Genomic DNA, 19,715 nt, shown 5'->3' with positions numbered 1-19,715 from the left:
CGTCCTACTCTCAGTCCACAGGGCGATTTGAACAAAACCTGGTAGCCGACCCAGATCGAGCACCAACGTCCACTGCAATCGAATGACTTCATTTCGCTTCTGCCCTTTTACCAACCGCGTGCCCCGGTGCGCCTGATAAACAAGGTGGAACGCAGCCATGGCTTTTCTGCAACTCGAAGGTCTTTCCAAGCGCTATGGCGCTATCGACGCCGTCGTCGCTACCCATCTCGCGGTGGAAAAAGGCGAATTCGTTTCCCTGCTCGGCCCTTCCGGCTGCGGCAAGACCACCACCCTGCAAATGATCGCCGGTTTCGTTGAAGTCAGTGACGGACGCATTGTTCTCGACGGCCGTGACATCACCCATGCCAAACCCAGCAGCCGTGGCTTGGGCGTGGTGTTCCAGAGTTATGCGCTGTTTCCGCACATGAGCGTTGCCGATAACGTCGCCTTTGGCCTGCGCATGCGCAAAGTATCCGCCGCAGACATTCAGCGCCGCGTTGCAACGGTGCTGGAGCTGGTGCGCCTGACCCAGCATGCCGCGCGTTACCCTCGGGAATTGTCCGGCGGACAGCGCCAACGGGTCGCGCTGGCCAGAGCGTTGGTCATCGAGCCGCCGGTATTGCTGCTGGACGAGCCACTGTCCAACCTGGACGCCAATCTTCGCGAAGAAATGCAATTCGAGATCCGCCGCATCCAGCGCGAAGTGGGCATCACTACGCTGATGGTGACCCACGATCAGGCCGAAGCCCTGTCGATCAGTGATCGCGTGGTGGTGATGCAGGCCGGGCGCATCACGCAGATCGATGAACCTTACAAACTCTACGAACACCCGCGCACGCGCTTCATTTCCGGGTTTGTCGGCAAGGCCAACATGCTGCCCGGCGATCTCGATGCCGATGGCTGCGCGCAAGTGCGTCACGTAGCCGGTGACGGCGCGCTGACCCTGAGCCTGCGCCCGGAAAAAATCGATCTGGTGCCCGCTGGCAGCGGACGCCTGCAAGGCCGGGTCATCACCCGTTACTTCCTGGGCAGCCAGTGGCTGTATCGCATCGACACCGCCATCGGCGAACTGACCGTGGTACGTCGCAATGACGGCGAAGCCCCTATGGAAGAAGGCACGGCGGTCGGCATGGATTGGCAGGCGGGCTTGTTGCGCGTGCTGGACGCTGACGAGGTGCACCCATGAGCCTGCTCACCGCCATGCGCCAGGGCGGGCGCGGTTATCTGTTATCGGCCCCCGCGCTGGCGCTGTTCATCGGCCTGCTGCTGTTGCCGCTGGCCTTGACCCTGATCCTCTCGTTCAACGTTTTTGACTACGAAGTGGGCGTCAAGAGCGGCACCTACACGCTGGCCAACTACATCAGCGTCCTCACTGACTCGTACTTCTACGAAATTTTCCTGCGCACCTTCTGGATCAGCGCGCTGGTGACGCTGCTCTGCGTGATCATCGGCGTTCCAGAAGCCTACATCCTGAGCCGCATGGGCACGCCGTGGCGCTCGATTTTCCTGATTCTGATTCTTACGCCGCTGTTGATTTCGGTGGTGGTGCGCGCTTTCGGCTGGAGTCTGCTGCTGGGTGCCGACGGCTTGATCAACCAAGGCATTCAAGCCTTGGGCGGGCGGCCGATCAAGATGCTCTACACGCCCTTCGCCGTAATCATTGCGCTGGTCCACGTGATGCTGCCGTTCATGATCATTCCGATCTGGACGTCGTTGCAGAAGCTGGACCCGGCAGCGGAACAGGCGGCGCTGTCGCTGGGCGCATCGCAGGCCAAGGTGATGCGTCTGGTGGTGCTGCCACAGGTGATGCCCGGCGTGTTGTCGGGCACGTTGATTGTGTTCGGGCTGTCCGCCAGCTCCTTCGCGATTCCCGGTCTGCTGGGCGGCAGACGCCTGAAGATGGTCGCGACCGTGGTCTACGATCAATACCTCTCGGAATTGAACTGGCCCATGGGCGCGACCATCGCCGTGGCGCTGTTGTTGGTGAACCTGTTGGTCATGCTGTCCTGGAACCGCATGGTCGAAGGCCGCTATAAAAAAACCCTGGGGGAATGACCCATGTCCAAAAACGGTCCTTTGGCCCTGTCGTTTCACGCCCTGGTGGTGCTGTTCATGCTGGCCCCGCTGGTGGTGGTCTGCCTGGTGGCGTTCACCCCGGAAAACACCTTGAGTCTGCCGACTTCGGGCTTCTCCCTGCGCTGGTTTCGCGCGGTGTTCGAGCGCGCCGACTTTATTGATTCGTTCTACAACAGCCTGATTCTGGCCTTCGTCGCCGCTTCCCTGGCGACGCTGATTGCGGTGCCGGCTGCGCTGGCGATCACCCGTTATCAGTTTCCGGGACGCAACTTTCTCAATGGCTTGTTCCTGTCGCCGATCATCATTCCGCACCTGGTGCTGGGTGTGGCGATGCTGCGCCTGTTTGCGCTGATGGGCGTCAACGGCAGCTTTGCCTGGCTGATGCTGGCGCACGTGGTGATCATCACGCCGTATGTGTTGCGTCTGGTGATCGCTGCTGCCATCGGCATTGATCGCAGCGCCGAGCAGGCGGCCGAGTCTTTGGGCGCGAGCCGTTTCACGCTGTTTCGGCAGATTACCTTACCGATGATTCTGCCGGGTGTCGCCGGGGGTTGGTTGCTGGCGTTCATCAACAGCTTCGATGAGGTCACGTTGTCGATCTTCGTCACTTCGCCGTCAACCCAGACTTTGCCGGTGCGCATGTACGTATACGCCACTGAATCCATCGACCCGATGATGGCCGCCGTCTCGGCGCTGGTCATCGCCCTGACCGCTGCGACCATGATCCTCCTCGACCGGGTATATGGCCTGGATCGGGTGCTGGTCGGCAAACACTAACTGGCGGTCAGGAGCGCAACTCTTATGGCATTGTTCAAACGACTGGCCGAGCAGGATCGCCCGGCCCTGGCCTTCACCCTCGACGGCCAACCGGCCAGCGGGTTGCTGGGCGACACCTTGCTCACCGCCGTGCTGACCAGCGCCGAGCATCTGCGCGGCAGTGATTTCAGCGCCGAGCCTCGCGCCGGGTTTTGCCTGATGGGTGCATGTCAGGATTGCTGGGTGCAACTGGGCGATGGTCGCCGGGTCCGCGCCTGCTCGACGCTGCTGGAAGCCGGGCTGAACGTGAGTCGCGAACCGGGGCGGCAGCTATGAGCCAGGTCCATTCGGCAGTCATCGTTGGCGCAGGCCCAGCCGGTATTCGCGCGGCGCAAACCTTGCTCGCCCATGGCGTGACCCCGTGTCTGGTAGACGAAGGGCTGCGCGGCGGCGGGCAGATTTATCGACGTCAGCCGGAGAATTTTCGTCGCGAGCCGAAAGCGCTGTATGGCTTTGAAGCCAGCAAGGCCGTTGCCGTGCATCAGACCATGGATCAGTTGGCGGCGGTGGTTGATTACCGTCCGCAAACCCTGGTCTGGAACGCTGAAGACAACCGCCTCGACACCCTGCAGAACCGGCACGCCGGGCAGATCGATTATCAAAACCTGATCGTGGCTACCGGCGCCACCGACAGGATTCTGCCGGTACCGGGCTGGACGCTGCCGGGCGTGTACAGCCTGGGCGCGGCGCAAATTGCCTTGAAGTATCAAGGCTGTGCAATTGGCGAGCGCGTGGTATTCGCGGGCAGCGGACCTTTGCTGTATCTGGTGGCTTATCAGTACGCCAAAGCCGGGGCCAAGGTGGTTGCGGTGCTCGACAGCGCGCCGTTTTCTGCCCAATGCCGGGCACTTCCGGCATTGCTCGGCCAACCGCTGACCCTCGCCAAAGGCCTGTATTACCGGGCCTGGCTCACCGCGCACGGTATTGCCGTGCATCAAGGCGCGACGCTGCATCGCATCACAGGAGAAAAACGCGTCAGTGCAGTGCAGTGGCAAGGCAACGCAGCGGTTAAACATCTTGAATGCGACGCCGTAGCCTTTGCTCATGCCCTGCGCAGCGAGACCCAGCTGGCCGATCTGCTGGGCTGCGAATTCCACTGGAGCCCGCTGAATCGCGCCTGGTTGCCAAGCCGGGACAACGCCGGGCGCAGCAGCGTCAAAGGTGTGTATCTGGCGGGCGATGGTGCCGGAATCATGGGTGCCGACGCTGCGGAAATGGCTGGCGAACTGGCCGCCCTGACATTGCTGGCCGACAACGGTTACAACGTTGACGCGATGCGCGCTGCTGCACTGCAAGCAAAACTGGCCGGCATCGAACGCTTCCGGCATGGCCTGGAAACTGCTTTCCCCTTCCCCGTCGACTGGGCCGCTAAAACCCCTGACGAAACCGTCGTCTGCCGTTGCGAAGAAGTCAGCGCCGGTGACATTCGCGCTGTCGTCGAAGAGGGTCATTGGGAGATGAATCGGGTCAAGGCCATGTGCCGGGTCGGCATGGGTCGCTGCCAGGGCCGTATGTGTGGACTGGCCGCAGCGGAAATCGTCGCGCACAGCAGTGGCCGGGAACTGGCCAGTATCGGCCGTCTGCGCGGGCAGGCACCGATAAAACCCCTGCCGTTCGGTGTGGAGACTTCGCAATGAGCAACGTCATCGAAACCGACGCGCTGATTATCGGCGGCGGCATTGTCGGCGCTTCGGCGGCGCTGGCCCTGGCGCTGAGAGGCAAAAACGTCGCCTTGCTGGAGCGGGACTTTTGCGGCTCGCATTCCAGCGGCGTGAATTACGGCGGCGTGCGGCGTCAGGGTCGACCCTTGTCGCAACTGCCGTTGTCGCAACGCGCCCACGCCATCTGGAGCGGGCTGCGCGAGCTGATCGGCATCGACGGCGAATATCAACGCTCCGGCCACCTCAAACTGGCGCGCAGCGACAAGGACATGGACGCTCTGCGCGCCTATGCCGAAGCAAGCCGGGGGTTTGGTCTGGAGCTGCAATTGCTTGATCGCCAACAGCTGCGCGCGCGTTTCCCGTGGGCTGGCGATGTAGCAGTCGGCGCGTCGTTGTGCGCTGACGACGGACACGCCAACCCGCGCTTGGTGTCGCCGGCATTCGCTCGGGCTGCCAAACGCGCCGGGGCGCAGATTCACGAACAGGCCAAAGTTATCGAGGTCAGCCATGACGGCCAGGCGTTTACCGTACAAACCGCGAATGGCCTGACCTTGCGTGCACCGTGGTTGCTCAACTGCGCCGGAGCCTGGGCGGGTACTTTGGCCGCACAGTTTGGCGAACCGGTGCCGATGGTTTCCGGTCACCCGGCGATGCTGGTCACCGAACCGCTGCCGATGTTCATGGATGTCAGCACCGGCGTGGAAGGCGGCGGTATCTACGCCCGTCAGGTCGCCCGAGGCAATTGCGTGCTGGGCGGCGGGCAAGGTTTTGCGCTGGATCCCGCCCGCGCCAAACCGGGCCAGGCTGCGCTGCTGGAAATCCTGCGTAACGCCGTAGAACTTTATCCACCGCTGGCCGGCGCGCAGGCCATCCGCACCTGGAGCGGCACCGAGGGTTACTTGCCGGATCGCGAACCGGTGCTGGGCCCAAGCATTGCCCAGCCGGGTTTGCTGCACGGTTTCGGCTTTGCCGGTTCCGGCTTTCAAATCGGTCCGGCAGCGGGCGAGGCGCTGGCCGAATGGGTCTGCACCGGCCAGTCGACAATCGCCCTGGACGCGTTTTCCATCCAACGATTTCAACAACCTGTTTCAGTTGCTAAACAGCCCATCCCGACTAACGTCATCCCATTGCACAGAGGAAGGTCGCTTCTATGAAGAACGTCAAACGTTTCGCAATCTCCGGCTTGTCGTGCCTGCCGCTCGCGGCCTTGCTGGCCTCGGTCCCGGCCCACGCCGAACCGACGCTGTATCTGGGCATGAACGGCGGCACCATGGAGCGCCTTTACGCAGATCAGGTGCTGCCTGCTTTCGAGAAAGCCAACAAGGTCAAAGTGGTGATCGTGCCCGGCACCTCGTCGGACATCCTCGCCAAGGTCCAGGCCAGCAAAGATAACCCGCAGATGCATGTGATCTTCCTCGACGACGGGATCATGTACCGCGCCATTTCCATGGGCCTGTGCGACAAGCTGCAACCGAGCCCGGGGTTGGCCGATTTGCCTGCCAAAGCGAAGATCAAGGACGAAGCGGCGGCGGTCAGCCTCGGCGTTACCGGCCTGGCTTACAACACCAAAATGTTCGCGGAAAACGGCTGGAGCGCGCCAACTTCGTGGATGGATCTGGCGGACAAGCGCTTCAAGGAAAAGGTCGTGTTCCAGTCGCTGGCGTCGTCCACGTTCGGCCTGCATGGTTTCCTGATGTTCAACCGGATTCAGGGCGGCAGTGAAACCGACGTCGAACCCGGCTTCAAGGCCTGGTCGAAAACCGTTGGCCCTAACGTGCTGGAATACATTGCCAGTTCGGCGAAGATTTCCGAGATGGTGCAAACCGGCGAAGCCGCGCTGTTCCCGCTGACGCCGACTCAAGTGACGGCGCTGAAGATCAAAGGCGTGCCAGTGGAATACGCACCGCCCAAGGAAGGCGGCGTGGTGCTGAACGTGGCTGAATGCGCCATCGCCAAAAATGACCAACCGGAGCTCGCGCAGAAACTCGCGGCTTACCTGCTGACCCCGGAAGCCCAGGCCCCGGCACTGGAATTCGGCGACCAGATCCCATCCAACCCGAAAACCCCGACCAGCGACAAGACCCACGGCCAGGTCGCGGCGATGAACAAGTATCTGGAAACCGCCGTGACCATCGATTGGGATCAGGTCAATCAACTGCGCCCCGAGTGGAACGCGCGCTGGAATCGCAGCGTGGAGCGGTAGTAACTGACCGATCCCTGTACAGAAGATCCGTAGGATCTGGCTTTAGCCGGGAGAACGCCCTCCCGGCTAAAGCCAGTCCTACGGAATTGTTTCAACTATCCGGTCACACGACAGTCACAACGATAACGCTCCCCGGTCGGGGGGCCATGTTGCGAGAGTCGGAGACGGATGAGTTTTATTGTTTGTATGGCCGTTTTGGGCACGCTGCTGATGCTGCTGGCGCTCACCTCCTCCTACCTGCGCTGGTTACCTGTCACGACGTCGGCGGTCTGTCTGGCGTTTGGTTTTGCCATCGGCCCAGTCGGCCTGGATATGCTCGATCTGGACTTTCGCCAGGCTGCCGGCTGGATGGAACGCCTGACGGAAGCTGCCGTGCTGTTTTCCTTGTTCAGTACCGGAATCAAATTGCGGCTGCCATTGAGCGGCAAAGCCTGGCATTCGGCCTATTGGCTGGCGGGGCCGGTGATGCTGGCGACGATAGCCGGCACCAGTCTGGTCGCCCACTATCTCTACGAACTTTCCTGGGGCGTGTCTTTGTTGCTGGGGGCGATGCTGTCACCTACCGATCCGGTGCTGGCCGGGCTGGTGCAAGTCAACAACGCACAGGATCAGGATCGCGTGCGCTTCGGCCTTTCCGGCGAGGCCGGTCTCAACGACGGTACGGCCTTTCCCTTCGTGATCTTTGCCCTGCTGTTTATCAGCCATGGCGGGGTCGACGCCGACTGGCTAGAGCACTGGGCCGTGAAGGATCTCGTCTGGGCAGTGCCGGCGGGCCTGCTGATCGGTTACGGGCTCGGCCGTGGCGTTGGGCATTTGATGATTTACCTGCGCATCAAGAATGCCGACAGCACTACCTCGCCCAACGACTTCCTGGCGCTGGCGTTGATTGCCATCTCTTATGTAGTCGCTGACACAGTGGGCGCGTTCGGCTTCCTTTCGGTATTCGCCGCCGGCTTGGGATTACGTCAGGCGGAAGCCCGCACCACCCAGTCGGAAGTACCTTCCGAACATCTGGCGCAACCGGTGATCGGCCACATGACCGGCGCCATGGAAAAATCCACCGTCGCCGAAGCAGAAGATCTGAGCGAAACACAGCTGGCTGCTGGCGTGATGATGGGCGACATGCTGGCATTTGGCAGTCTTGTCGAGCGCTCCATGGAGGTGCTGCTGATTACTTTGCTGGGTGCTTCCCTGGCCCTGTATTGGGATTGGCGTGCAGTCGGCCTTGGATTGGCACTGTTTTGTATCATCCGTCCCGCTGCCGTCTGGCTGCTGGTCAGCCGCCGCTTGCTCAATCGCCGGCAGAAAGCTTTGGTCGGCTGGTTTGGCATCCGGGGGATCGGCAGCCTGTACTACCTGTGTTTCGCGCTGACCCACGGTTTGCCGGAGGACATTGCCCAATTGAGCGTCAGCCTGACCCTATCCGTCGTGGCGCTGAGCATCCTCCTGCATGGCATCAGCATCCAGCCATTACTTGAACGCTATGAGCGCAGTTCGGCGGTTAACAGTCAGGACTGACTTTGTAACGACTATCATTTAATCCATCCAATCGGATGTATTTTCAAAGCCATATGAACCATTGGGATAGAAGACAGACCAAGTTATTGATAAGCCTGCTTCGAGAAGCGGCGACCCCCGTGTTTGGGGGCCCTGCACCTTGTTCATTCGCTAAAGCGTGCCTTGGCATAGTTAAAAAGTAGACGAGTAAAATGCGTATTCTTCTGGTAGACGACGATCCGGTACTGGCCTTGCTCGCGGCAGCAACGTTGGCGGATGAGCATGAAGTCATCGGACCCGCCTACGACGCGTCGCACGCCTTGCTGTTGGCGGCGCAATACAAGGCTGACGTTGCATTCGTTGATATCAACCTTAATGGGCACGACGAAGGCATTGCCTTGGCTCGCGGTCTTTGGGCCAGGCACGGGGTTGCCTCGCTGTTCGTCAGCGGCCAGGTCGGCGCAGCGCGGGCGCACTCCGATGCAGCAATAGGCCTGCTTCGTAAACCCTATGCCCCGGAAGACCTCAATCAGTGCGCGTTGATCGCCCAGGCCATTCTTGATGGCCACTCATTGGGTACCCTGCATCCACCCGGCTCACTGGAAATTTTCAGCACCGCCTTTCCACGCAGGGCCAGCGGATGAAACAGCTAAATGACGTCCCCATCGACCCGGTACAACTGGGCGAACTCGAATTTCGGGAACTGGCTGACCACGCGCCGGTAATGATCTGGCGCTCACGTCCGGACAAACGCTGTGACTGGTTCAACGAGCGCTGGAAGTCATTCAGCGGCAAGACCCAGGAACAACTGTTCGGCTACGGCTGGGCCGAAGATGTGCACCCCGAAGATATCGAACACTGCCTGTCCATTTATCAAAATGCCTTCGACGCCCGTGACGCCTACACCCTCTCGTACCGCCTGCGCCGTACCGATGGACAGTATCGCTGGCTGCTGGATAACGGAGCGCCGTACTACCGAAACGGTGAATTTGCCGGCTATTTTGGCAGTTGCATCGACATTACCGATCAGCGGGAGATGGAGGAACAGCAACGGGTACTGCTGTCCGAGCTCAATCATCGGGTCAAAAACAACCTGCAATTGATCATCAGCCTGCTGCAAATCTCGAAATTGCGCGCCAAGGGTGAGGAAGCCAAGACCTTGATGCAAACCGCCATTACCCGGATAACCGGCGTCGGTGCGGTTCAGGACGAATTGCATCGCAACAACACCGGGCGCATCGATCTGGCTGACTATCTACCCAAACTGGCGCGCAACATTATTAACGCCCAACGTCGCGGTCCATCGATCCTGCGCGCAGAGACTCAATCAGTACAGGTCTCGCTGCAAATGGCTTCAAACCTGGGGCTGATGCTTAACGAACTGATGGGCAACGCGGTCAAGCATTGCCAGGGCGGCCCCGACAGCCGGATTGGCCTGCATCTTTCACTGCTGGATGACCGTACTGCGCAGATCAGCGTGATCGACGACGGCCAAGGCTTCAGCGCAGAAACCCTCGCCGGGTTTTACGAGCCACCCAACCGGCGAACCGTCAGCCTGATCGATGCCCTTTCACAGCGCTGCAAAGCCAGGATCGTACGCGACAACCTGAGGCCCGAGGAAGGCAGCGGCGCTCGGGTGCAACTGGTGTTTGCGGTAGATAATCTGCCGTGAGCGTCGTCTGGACTGCCCCGCAAACCCTGCCTCATCGACTCAATCAATGACCCTATTGGAACAAGCGATTGGACTGCGACAATCGGACTCAGTTAGCGTGCTGGTCAATTCGACAGTGAACTCCAGGTAATACAACAGGGCGCGCGGTCTTTGTCCGTCTGGATTACTATGTGTCGAGACAGAGTATTGAGAAGGTGAAATGTCAGACCGAATCCTCGTGGACAGCTTTGCACGCAAGGTAGATTACCTGCGGATGTCCGTGACAGACCGTTGCGACTTCCGTTGCGTGTATTGCATGGCCGAAGAGATGACGTTTTTGCCCCGGCAACAGATCCTGTCCCTGGAAGAAATCCACCAGGTGGCGGAACGTTTTGTCGCTCTGGGTACGAAAAAAATTCGCCTGACCGGTGGCGAGCCGCTGGTACGCTCGGGCATCGTCGGCCTGTGCAAGAACATCGCCGCCCTGCCCGGTCTGCGCGAACTGTGCATGACCACCAACGGCTCGCAGCTGGAAAAACTCGCCCAGCCGCTGTTCGATGCCGGCTTGTCACGCCTGAACATCAGTCTCGACAGCCTGGACCCGGCACGTTTTCGCGAACTGACCCGTACCGGCGACTTGAGCAAGGTCATTGCGGGCATCGATGCCGCCAATGCGGTCGGTTTCGTCCATACCAAGCTCAATTGCGTGGTGATGCAGGGTCGTAACGATCACGAAATCAACGATCTGGTGGCGTTCGCCATCGAACGCAATCTGGACATCACGTTCATTGAAGAAATGCCGCTGGGCGTAATCAGCGAGCACAGTCGCGCCGAGTCGTTTTTCTCCAGCGACCAGGTCCGGGAAAAGATTGCCGAACGCTACACCTTGATACATTCCACCGAATCCACCCAAGGCCCGTCCCGTTATTGGCGCCTGGCCGAGGCTCCGGATATTCGGGTCGGTTTCATCTCCCCGCACAGCCACAATTTCTGCGCCACCTGCAACCGGGTGCGCCTGACTGTCGAGGGTCGACTGCTGCTGTGCCTGGGCAACGAGCATTCGGCTGACCTCAAGTCAGTGTTGCGCGCGCATCCAGGCAAGCCGGAGAAGCTGGAAAAAGCCATCATCGATGCCATGCAGCTCAAGCCCTGGAGCCACACGTTCACGCTTGATGACAATGTGCAGGTCGTGCGCTTCATGAACATGACCGGCGGCTGACAGCCCGCTCATTCAACCCAGCAGTTGACTCAATACCGCCCGCAACTTGCCGGGCTTGACCGGTTTGTTGAGCAGTGGCGCCCCCAGCTTCTGCAACGAACGCCGACACTGATCGCTTCTGTCGGCGGTAATCATTACGGCGGGTATCTCCTGCCCAAAATATTCCCGCAGGCCTTTGACTACCTCGCAGCCGATCACCCCGTGATCAAGGTTGAAATCCGCAAGAATCAGCTCCGGCGCCCGACCTTCGAGCACGCGGTAAGCGCTGGCCTCATCACTGGCCGTCAGCACTTCGCAGCCCCATTGGCCAAGCAAGGCGGCCATGCTCTCCAGAATGCTCAATTCGTTGTCCAGCACCAGCAAACGCCGGCCCGGTAGCGGGTTGCCCGTCCCCGATTGTTGCTGCACTACGACACTGACCGGCACCGGTATTTCCTCGGACAGCGGCACATCGATGCTGAAACGCGAGCCCACGCCCGGCCGGGATTTGACCTGCACGCGATAGCCGAGAATCTTCGCGATCCGCTCGACAATCGCCAACCCGAGGCCCACGCCTTTGCGGTCGGCGGCGCGGCCCACATCCAGCTGATTGAATTCGAGGAAGATCGATTCCAGCCGATCGTCGGCGATGCCGCGCCCGGTATCCCAGACTTCCAGACGCAGAGAGTCGCCGCGCCGCCGGGCGCCCAGCAGGATGCCGCCCGAGTTTGTGTAGCGACAGGCATTGCTGAGGAAATTGCGCAGGATTCGGGTCAGCAGGCGCAGATCGGTGTACACCGCGAAATCGCCGATGTGCGCGCGAAAACTCAAGCCTGAGGCTTGCGCCACCGATTGAAATTCCGAAGCCAGCGGCGCCAGCAATTCATCCAGCCGATACAACTCCACGTCCGGTTTGACTGCCGCCTGATCCAGCTTGGAGATGTCCAGCAGATCGGTGAGCAGGTCTTCGGCGCCTTCCAGTGCCTGATGGGTGCGTTCCACCAGAATATGTTCAGCCTCCGGCAAGTCCCGTTCGCGCAAGGTGGAGATCAACAACCGCGCAGCATTCAGGGGTTGCAGCAGGTCATGACTGGCGGCGGCCAGGTACTTGTCCTTGCTGCGATTGGCGGCCTGCGCTGCGTCCCGAGCCACCAACAACTCGTCGGTGCGGGCGGCAACCCGCTGCTCCAGTTCGTCGTTGAGTTGTTGCAGACGCTGCTGCGCCAGCTTGCGCTCGGTGATGTCGGCGACGAAGCCTTCGAAAATACCGTCTTCATCGGGCTTGAGCAGCAGGTTCATCAACACGTCGAGCCAGCTGCCATCCTTACGGCGCAGCCGGGTCTCGTAGCCCAGCAAGCTGCCTTCGCGTTGCAGGACGTGACCGATGGCGTCCGTTTCAGCCTGCCCACCGATAAACAGGCTGTCGGCCAGATCAGCCAGGGAAAACAGCACCTGCTGCGGATCGTCATAGCCGAGCATTCGCGCCAGTGCCGGGTTGGCGGCTAGCAAACCCTGTTGCAGGCTGGCCTGGAAAATCCCGTGAACGGCATGCTCAAACAACCATTTGTAGCGGTTACGTTCTTTTTCCAGCTCTTCGAGGCGAACGGTCAGCTCGGGATAGTGGCTTTTTCGCGTCGAATGGTTGCCCAGTCCGAGCAACGCGGTAAGCGCGCTCTGCCGCTCGTCAGAGGGCTTCGCCATACACCACCTCAACGTCGCGCTGACTGGACGCGCGCGGGTTGGTGAGAATGCACGGGTCATCCATGGCGTGCTGCGACAGGAATGGAATATCCGACATTCTGACCCCGTGCCGTCCCAGGGTTTCGTGGAAGCCGACCGCATGTTTAAGGGCGATCAAGTGTTCGACCAGGCGCTGGGAAATCATCTTGTGGGTCAGCCCACGGCAATCGATGCCCAGGGTCTCGGCAATCAATTTGAAACGGTCGGGCGCAGAGCTGTAGTTGAAGGCCACCACGTGCTCCACCAGCACTGCGTTGCACAAGCCATGAGGCAGATCGAGGAAACCGCCGAGGCTGTGGGACATGGCATGCACCGCGCCAAGGATCGCATTGGAAAACGCCAGCCCGGCCTGCATGCTGCCGAGCATGATTTTCTCGCGCAGGGCAATGTCGGTGGGATTGGCGATCATCTGCACCAGATTGCCGTCGATCAGGCGCATGGCCTCCAGCGCATGAGGATCGGTGAGCGGGCCGTGGCCCGTGGAAACGAAGGCTTCAATGGCATGCACCAGCGCGTCAATGCCGGTACAGGCAGCCAGGAACGGATCCATGCTCAGCGTGGTTTCCGGGTCGATCAATGACACGTCCGGCACCACGGCCTTGCTGACGATGGAAAATTTCATGCGCTCTTGCTGATTGGAGATGATCACGAATTGCGAGACATCGGCGGACGTCCCGGCCGTGGTCGGAATCAGGATCAACGGCGGGCTCGGCACACGAATGGTGTCCACGCCTTCGAATTCAAGGATATTGCGCCCATGTGCCACAACAATGCCTATGCCCTTGCCGCAATCCATCGGGCTGCCACCGCCCACTGCAACGATCACATCGCAGTGATGCTCGCGGTACAGCTCGGCGCCGCGCATGACTTCTTCGACCCGAGGATTGGGCGAGACGTCGCTGTACAGGAAGTGGTCGATATTCAGGGCTTGCAGGCTGGCCTGGACATCGGCCACCCAACCGGCGGCTATCACGCCAGGGTCGCTGACCAGCAGGACCTTGCGCGCACCGAAGGTTTTCGCATAGTTGCCGACGCTGTGACGACTGCCGGCACCAAAGATGATTTCAGGAGAAACGAATTTGCGCAGCTGGCTGAGGTTCTGGCTCATATAAAGCCTTTTTTTGTTGTTATTAGAAGATGAACGCCAGCCTAGTGTATTTGTTACTGAATGCAATACGACCTTTTAATGATCCGCCCGGACAGCAAAAGGCCCCGGCCATCGCGAAGGATGGACCGAGGCCGGGACAGCCTGGCTTAGCGGCTGGCGAAATACATGGTGACTTCAAAGCCGATACGCAGATCGGTAAACGCGGGTTTTTTCCACATGGGTCAATCCTCTTGTTGTGCCGGGAAACTCCGGTTGTTCAATTAGTGCATGGGTGCTGCGCGGTTGAAATAGTACTTTGGGCCTGAAAGTTCCATAGATGACGCGGATTCTGTTGGAGCGTGGCTTGCCCGCGAATCGGATTTTCAGTCGACTCAATCTAGCGCCTGGTACGAAGCTTTCGCGGGCAAGCCTCGCTCCAACGGGCGTGGGACTTTCAGTATCAGGTAAGCCGCTTCGCGAGCAAGCTCGCTCCCACCCCCGCAGCTTTAGCCATCAGCGCTTGGCAACCAGCGCCTTCGGCAGCTTGAAGGTCCAGAGCATGCCGCCCTGATTGAAATCCTTGACCCGCTTGGCCACTTCGCCGCCCCACAGCGGTACCGCGCCACCCCAGCCGGACAAGACCGAAACGTATTGCTCGCCGTCCATTTCCCAAGTCACAGGCGAGCCGAGTACGCCGGAGCCGGTCTGGAATTCCCAGACTTTCTCGCCCGTCTTGGCATTGAATGCCTGCAGGAAACCTTCGGGCGTCCCGGTGAAAACCAGATTGCCCTTGGTGGTCATCACCCCGCCCCAGAGCGGCGCGTAGTTCTTGTGCCGCCAGACTTCCTTGCCGGTTTTCGGGTCGATGGCACGCAGGACGCCGATGTAATCTTCGTTGAGCGGTTTGATGGTGAAGCCCGCACCCAGGAACGCCGCGCCTTTCTTGTAGGCGATGCCTTCGTTCCAGATGTCCATGCCCCATTCATTGCCCGGCACGTAGAACAAACCGGTGTCAGGGCTGTAAGCCATCGGCATCCAGTTCTTGGCGCCGAGGAATGCCGGAGCGACGAATGACGAGGTGCCTTTGGCTTCGCCATCTGGAGCACCAGGACGACTGGCGTCGATGTAGATCGGCCGACCGTCCTTGTCCAGGCCGCTGGCCCAGGTGATCTTGTCAGCAAACGGGAAGCCGCGAATGAACTTGCCGTCCTTGCGGTTCAGCACATAAAAGAAGCCGTTGCGGTCCGCAGTGGCGGCGGCCTGAACGGTTTTGCCGTCCTGCTCGTAATCGAAGGAGATCAGCTCGTTGACACCGTCATAATCCCAGCCGTCGTGGGGTGTGCTCTGGAAGTGCCATTTGATGGTGCCGTCATCGGGATTCAACGACAGACGCGAAGACGAATACAGGTTGTCGCCGGGCCGCATGTGGGAGTTCCACGGCGACGGGTTGCCGGTGCCGATCAGGATCTGATTGTTGCTGGGGTCGAAATAGCCGCCCAGCCAAGGCGCCGCGCCGCCAGTTTTCCAGAGATCGCCCGGCCAGGTCTTGTTGGCCTCGCCGCCGGAAATACCGTTCTCGATGGCCTTGCCATCCTTGTAGGTGTAACCCATGTTGCCTTCGACCGTCGGCCGCGACCACAGCAGCGTGCCGTTCTTCGGATCATAAGCCTCGACCTTACCGACCACCCCGAACTCACCACCCGCCACACCAGTAATCAGCTTGCCGTTGACGATCATTGGCGCGGCGCTGATGGAGTAGCCGGCCTTGTGATCGGCGACCTGTTTGCTCCACACCACCTTGCCGGTGTCTTTGTTGAGGGCCACCAGCTTGGCATCGAGCGTGCCGAAGTAGACCAGATCGCCATACAGCGCCACGCCGCGATTGATCACGTCGCAGCAAGGACGAATGTCATCAGGCAGACGCGCGTCGTATTGCCAGAGCTTCTTGCCGGTGCGCGCATCCACGGCGAAAACCCGGGAATACGAGCCGGTCAGGTACATCACGCCGTCCTTGATCAACGGTTGCGCCTGCTGACCACGCTGTTTTTCACCGCCGAAGGAAAACGCCCATACCGGCCGCAGGTCCTTGACGTTTTCGGTGTTGAGGATATCCAGCGGGCTGTAGCGCTGGCCAAGTACGCCCAGGCCATTGGTGACGATCTGCTCGGGATTCTTCGGATCCTGAAGGATTTCTTCGTCGGTCACCGCTGCCAGGGCTGTGCCTGACAGCAACATGGCACTCATGAGCAGGCTCAAGGCGAAAGATGGGCGACGTGCGGGTTGGGTCATGACGGCTGCCTCTGCGTTCTTGTTGTTCTGGATGTTTGTTCTGGGTGCTTCGGGAAAATTTCCCGACCTGTCACAGATTCTTCTAGGCCAGGCGCATCGGAACAATTAGCCGCAGTATCGAAATGTCTAGTTCCTTGGTAGTGCCCTGCTGGCTTCAGCGCGCATCGACACGAGTCATCTGTGCTTGCTCATAACGCGGATACAGATGACTGACGCTGCGAATCAGCTCGTAGCGGGTCAGGCTGATCGCCGCAAAACGCTCCGGGATCGGGCTGCGAATCACTTCAGCCATGTCGCTGCCATTGGCGGCAGCCGTGCGCAGCAGGTTGTCGAGCCAGCCAAGGTAATCGCGCATCTGCATGAACGGCGCATCGTCGCTGGCCACCGGACCATGCCCCGCCACCAGCTGTTTCCAGGGCAACGCCTGCAGTTGCTCAAGGTCCGCCAGCCAGACGTCCAGCCCTGGCGTGTTCGGTGTGGTCAAGGCCCGTTGGTAAAACACGATGTCGCCGGCGAACAGCACGCCGGTCAGCTCGTCGAAGATCGCCAGATCAGCCCCGGTGTGGCCCTTGAGGGCGATCAGACGCAGTGGATGTCCGCCCAGGTTCAAGGTGCCGGTATTCACCGCCTGATTGGGCAGCAGCACTTCAGTGCCACGCATCCAGTCACCGACCAGGCGGTACATGTTCTCCGCGAGCACATCGCCGTGCTGCCGCAGCAGCGCGGTGGTTGCGGCAAGCGCGCCGATGGGCACATCCGCAAAAGCCTGGTTGCCCAGCACATGGTCAGGATGGTGGTGAGTCAGCAGCACCTGAATCACCGGTTTGTCGGTGGTGGCCGCTATCGCCTTGCGCATCGCCTCGCCGTAGCGTCGGGACGGGCCGGTATCGATCACCACAACGCCGCTGTGGGTGACGATGAACGCGGTATTGACGATATTGCCGCCATTGGCCTTGGCGAAGTTATCGGTGCTGCCTTCGAGCACATAGGTATTTTCAGCGATCTGGCGGGGTTTCAGGCTGTAATCCAGCTCGGCCTGAGCGAGTGGGCTGAGCAATATCCAGATCAGCACTGCCGCGCACAGCGGCCACTTCCGGGCATCACTCATCTCAAGGCACCGCCGCGCTGAATTCATTGCCGCTGGTATCGCGCAGCACTAAACGGGTGGTGCCGGAACCTCGCACATCAAAGCCCAGCATCGGATTTTCGCTGACTGCCGGAAACAGTTCCAGGCTCGCCATGAGCTGGTCGCTGGCGTCGCGCAGTTCGGCGTGATTGAGGTAGAACTCGGGGATGCCGCTGACCATGCCGTTATCCATGGGATGGGAAATCTGCAAGCGCAGACGGCTGAAGTCCTGGCGCGGATAGCGTCCGCCCAGCACTTCGCCGATGTGTTCTTCCCAGCCCGCCTGGGTACGCACCACGCTGGGCGCAGTGCAGCCGCCGCCCGCCGCCTGAATCGTCGTCGAACCGATATGCCAGACCCCGTCGCGGGTCAACACGGCGGCGCGCAACGGGGTGGCCTGTTCGATGCGAATGCGGATCGCCAGCCAGGGCATGACCTGCTCGCCGGGCTGGAAGTCGACAATCTGCGGCAACGGATTGAGTTCGGCCCAGGCCAGAATTCGCAGCACCTGGCCTTGATAAGCCCGGGCATCAATTTCGATGGGCACCTGTCGCGCGTCTTCGGCGAACGGTGGCGCGCGCAGGATGACCTTCTCGTCGAAGACATAAGGCGCGTCCGTGAGCAGTTTTTGCTGGAAGAACGCCCACATGACCGAAACCACCGGGTCTTTGCCGGGATTGGGTGGGACGGCGAGGGCCAAGGTCGGAGCGAGCACTAGCAGCAGAGCAGCGACGCGGGTGAACATTTCATATCCCTCAACAGCAATAACGCCTTCGCGGGCAAGCCTCGCTCCAACGGGTTATCCCGCTGCAACCTACTGAAACATCTCCGGCACGTCATATCGCATGCCATAGGCGGCGTAGATCTTTTGCACCTCGCCGTTGCGGATCATGATTTCCAGCTGTTCTTCCAGGGCGTAGGACAACTGGCGATTGCTCTCGTGGACCGCCATGCCGATTTCCCAGACCTGACGGCCCATGTTCGGATAAGCGTTTTCCGCCAGGATCAGCTGCGGGTCACTGGCCTGATGCAGCTGCCAGTCGATTTCACCGCGCATGGCCATTACCGCGTCCACCTCGCCCCCTTTCATACCGACAAATGCCTGCTGCACGCTGGGGTAGTGATGGGTGCTGGCGGCGAACTGGCCGTTGAAGATCGACGTCAGGTAGAACGACGGCACGCTGTCGATTTCCACACCGATGGGATGCGCTTCGAACACCGCGACGCTGGGTACCGCGTCCAGGCGGCGATGGTCGTAGGCGACCTGCCAACGCTCGGTCTGATAGGGCCCGAACATCACCACATGATCATTGTCCAGCTCACCGAATTCATTGCGGCGCTGGGCGTAATCCCGGTCATAGGGAACGCGCATCATGACGTCGGCCAACTGCTGGTCGCGCAACTGGCTGCCGCGCCAGATCAAGTCCCGCAAGTCATCGTCAAGTTTTTCGCCGGGAGGCGCCCACATCAATTCCAGGCTGACGCCCAGCGCTTTGGCCAATGCCGTGGCCAGGTCGATGTCCACGCCGCGTGGCTGGCCGTCGACTTTGAAGCTGTAGGGCGCGAAGTCCTGGTAGACCGCGACTTTCAATACCCCGGAATCAATGATCGTGTCGTAATTGCGTACCTGCGCGTTGGCGACCGGCCCCAGCAGGATCAGCAAACACCACAGTATTGCGCTTGATAGCACCGCGAGCAGACGCATGCGGTCACTCCTCGACGTGAACGCTGTCCAGATAGGTGCGTACCGCCCAGAGCGCTTCCTGGCTCAGGTAATCGGCCATTTTCGGCATGTAGACACGGCCGTCGCGCACTGCGCCATTGCGCACTCGCTCAACGAACCATTCGTCACCCACGACGCCAACGTCCAACAAACGCAGGTCGGGAGCGATGCCGCCGGATTTGGCTTCCAGGCCATGGCAGGCCGCACAGTTCTGGTTATAGGCTGACGAGCCGATTTCCAGCGCACGGGCGTGATCCTTGGAATCACGATAGGGATTTTCGGTACGCCATTCGGCGCCCAGCGGCTCAAGACCTTCAGTGGCCACCGCCTGCGGCACCACATTGCCATGCGCCAGCGCCAGACCGCTCGCAGCCAACAGACTGATCAGGGTTGCAGTGAGCACGGTAGTTGAGATTCTTATCATTGTTATGTCCTCAAGATTGCACGCAAAAAGCCACGCAGACATCTTAAGAACCCTGTCACCCACATCGAATGCTGCTTTGGTGGCCGCGCCCTCCTCCCTTGGTAGTAGAGCTTGGGAGGCGGGCCCAAATCAGGGGCGGTTCGGGAACTCTTCCCGGCAACAGCGGGAGTTTTTCCGTATCGCGCCCCGCTTCGCGCCGCCAACCTGTGCAGGTCCAAACCTTC

19 protein-coding genes are annotated in these 19,715 nt (G+C 60.4%); 11 read left to right on the top strand and 8 right to left on the bottom strand.

Annotated features, from left to right (window positions below; genetic code table 11):
* Window positions 1–157: 157 nt before the first annotated feature.
* The 11 genes from AFK24_RS17305 to moaA all read left to right on the top strand — a co-directional run bounded on the left by AFK24_RS17305 (window position 158) and on the right by moaA (window position 11,123).
* Window positions 158–1,186, top strand: a complete 1,029-nt coding sequence (locus AFK24_RS17305) for an ABC transporter ATP-binding protein (protein ID WP_065834358.1) — start codon at window positions 158–160, stop codon at window positions 1,184–1,186.
* The gene (locus AFK24_RS17300; protein ID WP_065834357.1) at window positions 1,183–2,055 is read left to right on the top strand and encodes an ABC transporter permease; all 873 of its coding nucleotides are present in this window, start codon (window positions 1,183–1,185) and stop codon (window positions 2,053–2,055) included. The genes AFK24_RS17305 and AFK24_RS17300 overlap by 4 nt, the downstream gene beginning before the upstream one ends.
* A 3-nt stretch (window positions 2,056–2,058) precedes the next feature.
* Window positions 2,059–2,853, top strand: coding sequence for an ABC transporter permease (locus AFK24_RS17295; RefSeq protein ID WP_065834356.1), 795 nt, complete (start codon window positions 2,059–2,061; stop codon window positions 2,851–2,853).
* Window positions 2,854–2,877: 24 nt separating this feature from the next.
* Window positions 2,878–3,168: a (2Fe-2S)-binding protein gene (locus tag AFK24_RS17290; protein ID WP_065834355.1), complete on the top strand. Its 291-nt coding sequence runs from the start codon at window positions 2,878–2,880 to the stop codon at window positions 3,166–3,168.
* Entirely contained in the window at window positions 3,165–4,529 is a 1,365-nt protein-coding gene (locus tag AFK24_RS17285) for an NAD(P)/FAD-dependent oxidoreductase (protein ID WP_065834354.1), read from the top strand. Before AFK24_RS17290 ends, AFK24_RS17285 begins: the two co-directional genes overlap by 4 nt.
* Entirely contained in the window at window positions 4,526–5,707 is a 1,182-nt protein-coding gene (locus AFK24_RS17280; RefSeq protein WP_065834353.1) for an NAD(P)/FAD-dependent oxidoreductase, read from the top strand. Before AFK24_RS17285 ends, AFK24_RS17280 begins: the two co-directional genes overlap by 4 nt.
* Window positions 5,704–6,756 (top strand): ABC transporter substrate-binding protein, encoded by a 1,053-nt coding sequence (locus AFK24_RS17275; protein WP_065834352.1) that lies wholly within the window; start codon window positions 5,704–5,706, stop codon window positions 6,754–6,756. The genes AFK24_RS17280 and AFK24_RS17275 overlap by 4 nt, the downstream gene beginning before the upstream one ends.
* Window positions 6,757–6,924: 168 nt before the next feature.
* Window positions 6,925–8,274 carry a cation:proton antiporter gene (locus AFK24_RS17270; protein WP_065834351.1) on the top strand — a complete coding sequence of 450 codons (1,350 nt, stop codon included), beginning with the start codon at window positions 6,925–6,927 and terminating at the stop codon, window positions 8,272–8,274.
* A 191-nt stretch (window positions 8,275–8,465) separates the two neighbouring features.
* The gene (locus AFK24_RS17265) at window positions 8,466–8,897 is read left to right on the top strand and encodes a response regulator (protein ID WP_065834350.1); all 432 of its coding nucleotides are present in this window, start codon (window positions 8,466–8,468) and stop codon (window positions 8,895–8,897) included.
* Window positions 8,894–9,925 carry a sensor histidine kinase gene (locus AFK24_RS17260; protein ID WP_065834349.1) on the top strand — a complete coding sequence of 344 codons (1,032 nt, stop codon included), beginning with the start codon at window positions 8,894–8,896 and terminating at the stop codon, window positions 9,923–9,925. Before AFK24_RS17265 ends, AFK24_RS17260 begins: the two co-directional genes overlap by 4 nt.
* 199 nt (window positions 9,926–10,124) lie before the next feature.
* Window positions 10,125–11,123, top strand: coding sequence for a GTP 3',8-cyclase MoaA (moaA, locus tag AFK24_RS17255; protein ID WP_065834348.1), 999 nt, complete (start codon window positions 10,125–10,127; stop codon window positions 11,121–11,123).
* A 12-nt stretch (window positions 11,124–11,135) separates the two neighbouring features.
* On the opposite strand, the gene AFK24_RS17250 is transcribed toward moaA, so the two are convergent.
* The 8 genes from AFK24_RS17250 to pedF form a co-directional block, all read right to left on the bottom strand.
* Entirely contained in the window at window positions 11,136–12,803 is a 1,668-nt protein-coding gene (locus AFK24_RS17250) for a PAS domain-containing hybrid sensor histidine kinase/response regulator (protein ID WP_065834347.1), read from the bottom strand.
* A complete protein-coding gene (gene ercA, locus AFK24_RS17245) occupies window positions 12,787–13,950 on the bottom strand; it encodes an alcohol dehydrogenase-like regulatory protein ErcA (RefSeq protein ID WP_065834346.1) in 1,164 nt (387 codons plus the stop codon). The genes AFK24_RS17250 and ercA overlap by 17 nt, the downstream gene beginning before the upstream one ends.
* Window positions 13,951–14,096: 146 nt before the next feature.
* The gene (pqqA, locus tag AFK24_RS30030) at window positions 14,097–14,168 is read right to left on the bottom strand and encodes a pyrroloquinoline quinone precursor peptide PqqA (protein ID WP_020289857.1); all 72 of its coding nucleotides are present in this window, start codon (window positions 14,166–14,168) and stop codon (window positions 14,097–14,099) included.
* 274 nt (window positions 14,169–14,442) lie between these two features.
* Window positions 14,443–16,218, bottom strand: a complete 1,776-nt coding sequence (locus AFK24_RS17240; protein ID WP_065834345.1) for a PQQ-dependent methanol/ethanol family dehydrogenase — start codon at window positions 16,216–16,218, stop codon at window positions 14,443–14,445.
* A 154-nt stretch (window positions 16,219–16,372) separates the two neighbouring features.
* The gene (locus AFK24_RS17235; RefSeq protein WP_065834344.1) at window positions 16,373–17,326 is read right to left on the bottom strand and encodes a quinoprotein relay system zinc metallohydrolase 1; all 954 of its coding nucleotides are present in this window, start codon (window positions 17,324–17,326) and stop codon (window positions 16,373–16,375) included.
* 1 nt (window position 17,327) lies between these two features.
* The gene (locus AFK24_RS17230; RefSeq protein WP_065834343.1) at window positions 17,328–18,089 is read right to left on the bottom strand and encodes a quinoprotein dehydrogenase-associated SoxYZ-like carrier; all 762 of its coding nucleotides are present in this window, start codon (window positions 18,087–18,089) and stop codon (window positions 17,328–17,330) included.
* A 69-nt stretch (window positions 18,090–18,158) separates the two neighbouring features.
* Complete coding sequence (locus AFK24_RS17225) at window positions 18,159–19,049, bottom strand: substrate-binding periplasmic protein (RefSeq protein WP_065834342.1); 891 nt, start codon at window positions 19,047–19,049, stop codon at window positions 18,159–18,161.
* A gap of 4 nt (window positions 19,050–19,053) precedes the next feature.
* Window positions 19,054–19,491 carry a cytochrome c-550 PedF gene (gene pedF / locus AFK24_RS17220; RefSeq protein WP_139110520.1) on the bottom strand — a complete coding sequence of 146 codons (438 nt, stop codon included), beginning with the start codon at window positions 19,489–19,491 and terminating at the stop codon, window positions 19,054–19,056.
* Between the last annotated feature and the right edge of the window lie 224 nt (window positions 19,492–19,715).

The sequence above is a fragment of the Pseudomonas syringae genome, assembly GCF_001698815.1.
Lineage (GTDB): Bacteria > Pseudomonadota > Gammaproteobacteria > Pseudomonadales > Pseudomonadaceae > Aquipseudomonas > Aquipseudomonas syringae_A.
Note: the sequence above shows the minus strand (reverse complement) of the source record. Positions and strands in the feature narration are given on the sequence as shown.

Excerpts from the sequence above, each read along its gene's own strand:
- AFK24_RS17305 (WP_065834358.1), top strand. The coding sequence starts at position 158 with ATGGCTTTTCTGCAACTCGAAGGTCTTTCCAAGCGCTATGGCGCTATC.
- AFK24_RS17300 (WP_065834357.1), top strand. The coding sequence starts at position 1,183 with ATGAGCCTGCTCACCGCCATGCGCCAGGGCGGGCGCGGTTATCTGTTA.
- AFK24_RS17295 (WP_065834356.1), top strand. The coding sequence starts at position 2,059 with ATGTCCAAAAACGGTCCTTTGGCCCTGTCGTTTCACGCCCTGGTGGTG.
- AFK24_RS17290 (WP_065834355.1), top strand. The coding sequence starts at position 2,878 with ATGGCATTGTTCAAACGACTGGCCGAGCAGGATCGCCCGGCCCTGGCC.
- AFK24_RS17285 (WP_065834354.1), top strand. The coding sequence starts at position 3,165 with ATGAGCCAGGTCCATTCGGCAGTCATCGTTGGCGCAGGCCCAGCCGGT.
- AFK24_RS17280 (WP_065834353.1), top strand. The coding sequence starts at position 4,526 with ATGAGCAACGTCATCGAAACCGACGCGCTGATTATCGGCGGCGGCATT.
- AFK24_RS17275 (WP_065834352.1), top strand. The coding sequence starts at position 5,704 with ATGAAGAACGTCAAACGTTTCGCAATCTCCGGCTTGTCGTGCCTGCCG.
- AFK24_RS17270 (WP_065834351.1), top strand. The coding sequence starts at position 6,925 with ATGAGTTTTATTGTTTGTATGGCCGTTTTGGGCACGCTGCTGATGCTG.
- AFK24_RS17265 (WP_065834350.1), top strand. The coding sequence starts at position 8,466 with ATGCGTATTCTTCTGGTAGACGACGATCCGGTACTGGCCTTGCTCGCG.
- AFK24_RS17260 (WP_065834349.1), top strand. The coding sequence starts at position 8,894 with ATGAAACAGCTAAATGACGTCCCCATCGACCCGGTACAACTGGGCGAA.
- moaA (WP_065834348.1), top strand. The coding sequence starts at position 10,125 with ATGTCAGACCGAATCCTCGTGGACAGCTTTGCACGCAAGGTAGATTAC.
- AFK24_RS17250 (WP_065834347.1), bottom strand. The coding sequence starts at position 12,803 with ATGGCGAAGCCCTCTGACGAGCGGCAGAGCGCGCTTACCGCGTTGCTC.
- ercA (WP_065834346.1), bottom strand. The coding sequence starts at position 13,950 with ATGAGCCAGAACCTCAGCCAGCTGCGCAAATTCGTTTCTCCTGAAATC.
- AFK24_RS17240 (WP_065834345.1), bottom strand. The coding sequence starts at position 16,218 with ATGACCCAACCCGCACGTCGCCCATCTTTCGCCTTGAGCCTGCTCATG.
- AFK24_RS17235 (WP_065834344.1), bottom strand. The coding sequence starts at position 17,326 with ATGAGTGATGCCCGGAAGTGGCCGCTGTGCGCGGCAGTGCTGATCTGG.
- AFK24_RS17230 (WP_065834343.1), bottom strand. The coding sequence starts at position 18,089 with ATGTTCACCCGCGTCGCTGCTCTGCTGCTAGTGCTCGCTCCGACCTTG.
- AFK24_RS17225 (WP_065834342.1), bottom strand. The coding sequence starts at position 19,049 with ATGCGTCTGCTCGCGGTGCTATCAAGCGCAATACTGTGGTGTTTGCTG.
- pedF (WP_139110520.1), bottom strand. The coding sequence starts at position 19,491 with ATGATAAGAATCTCAACTACCGTGCTCACTGCAACCCTGATCAGTCTG.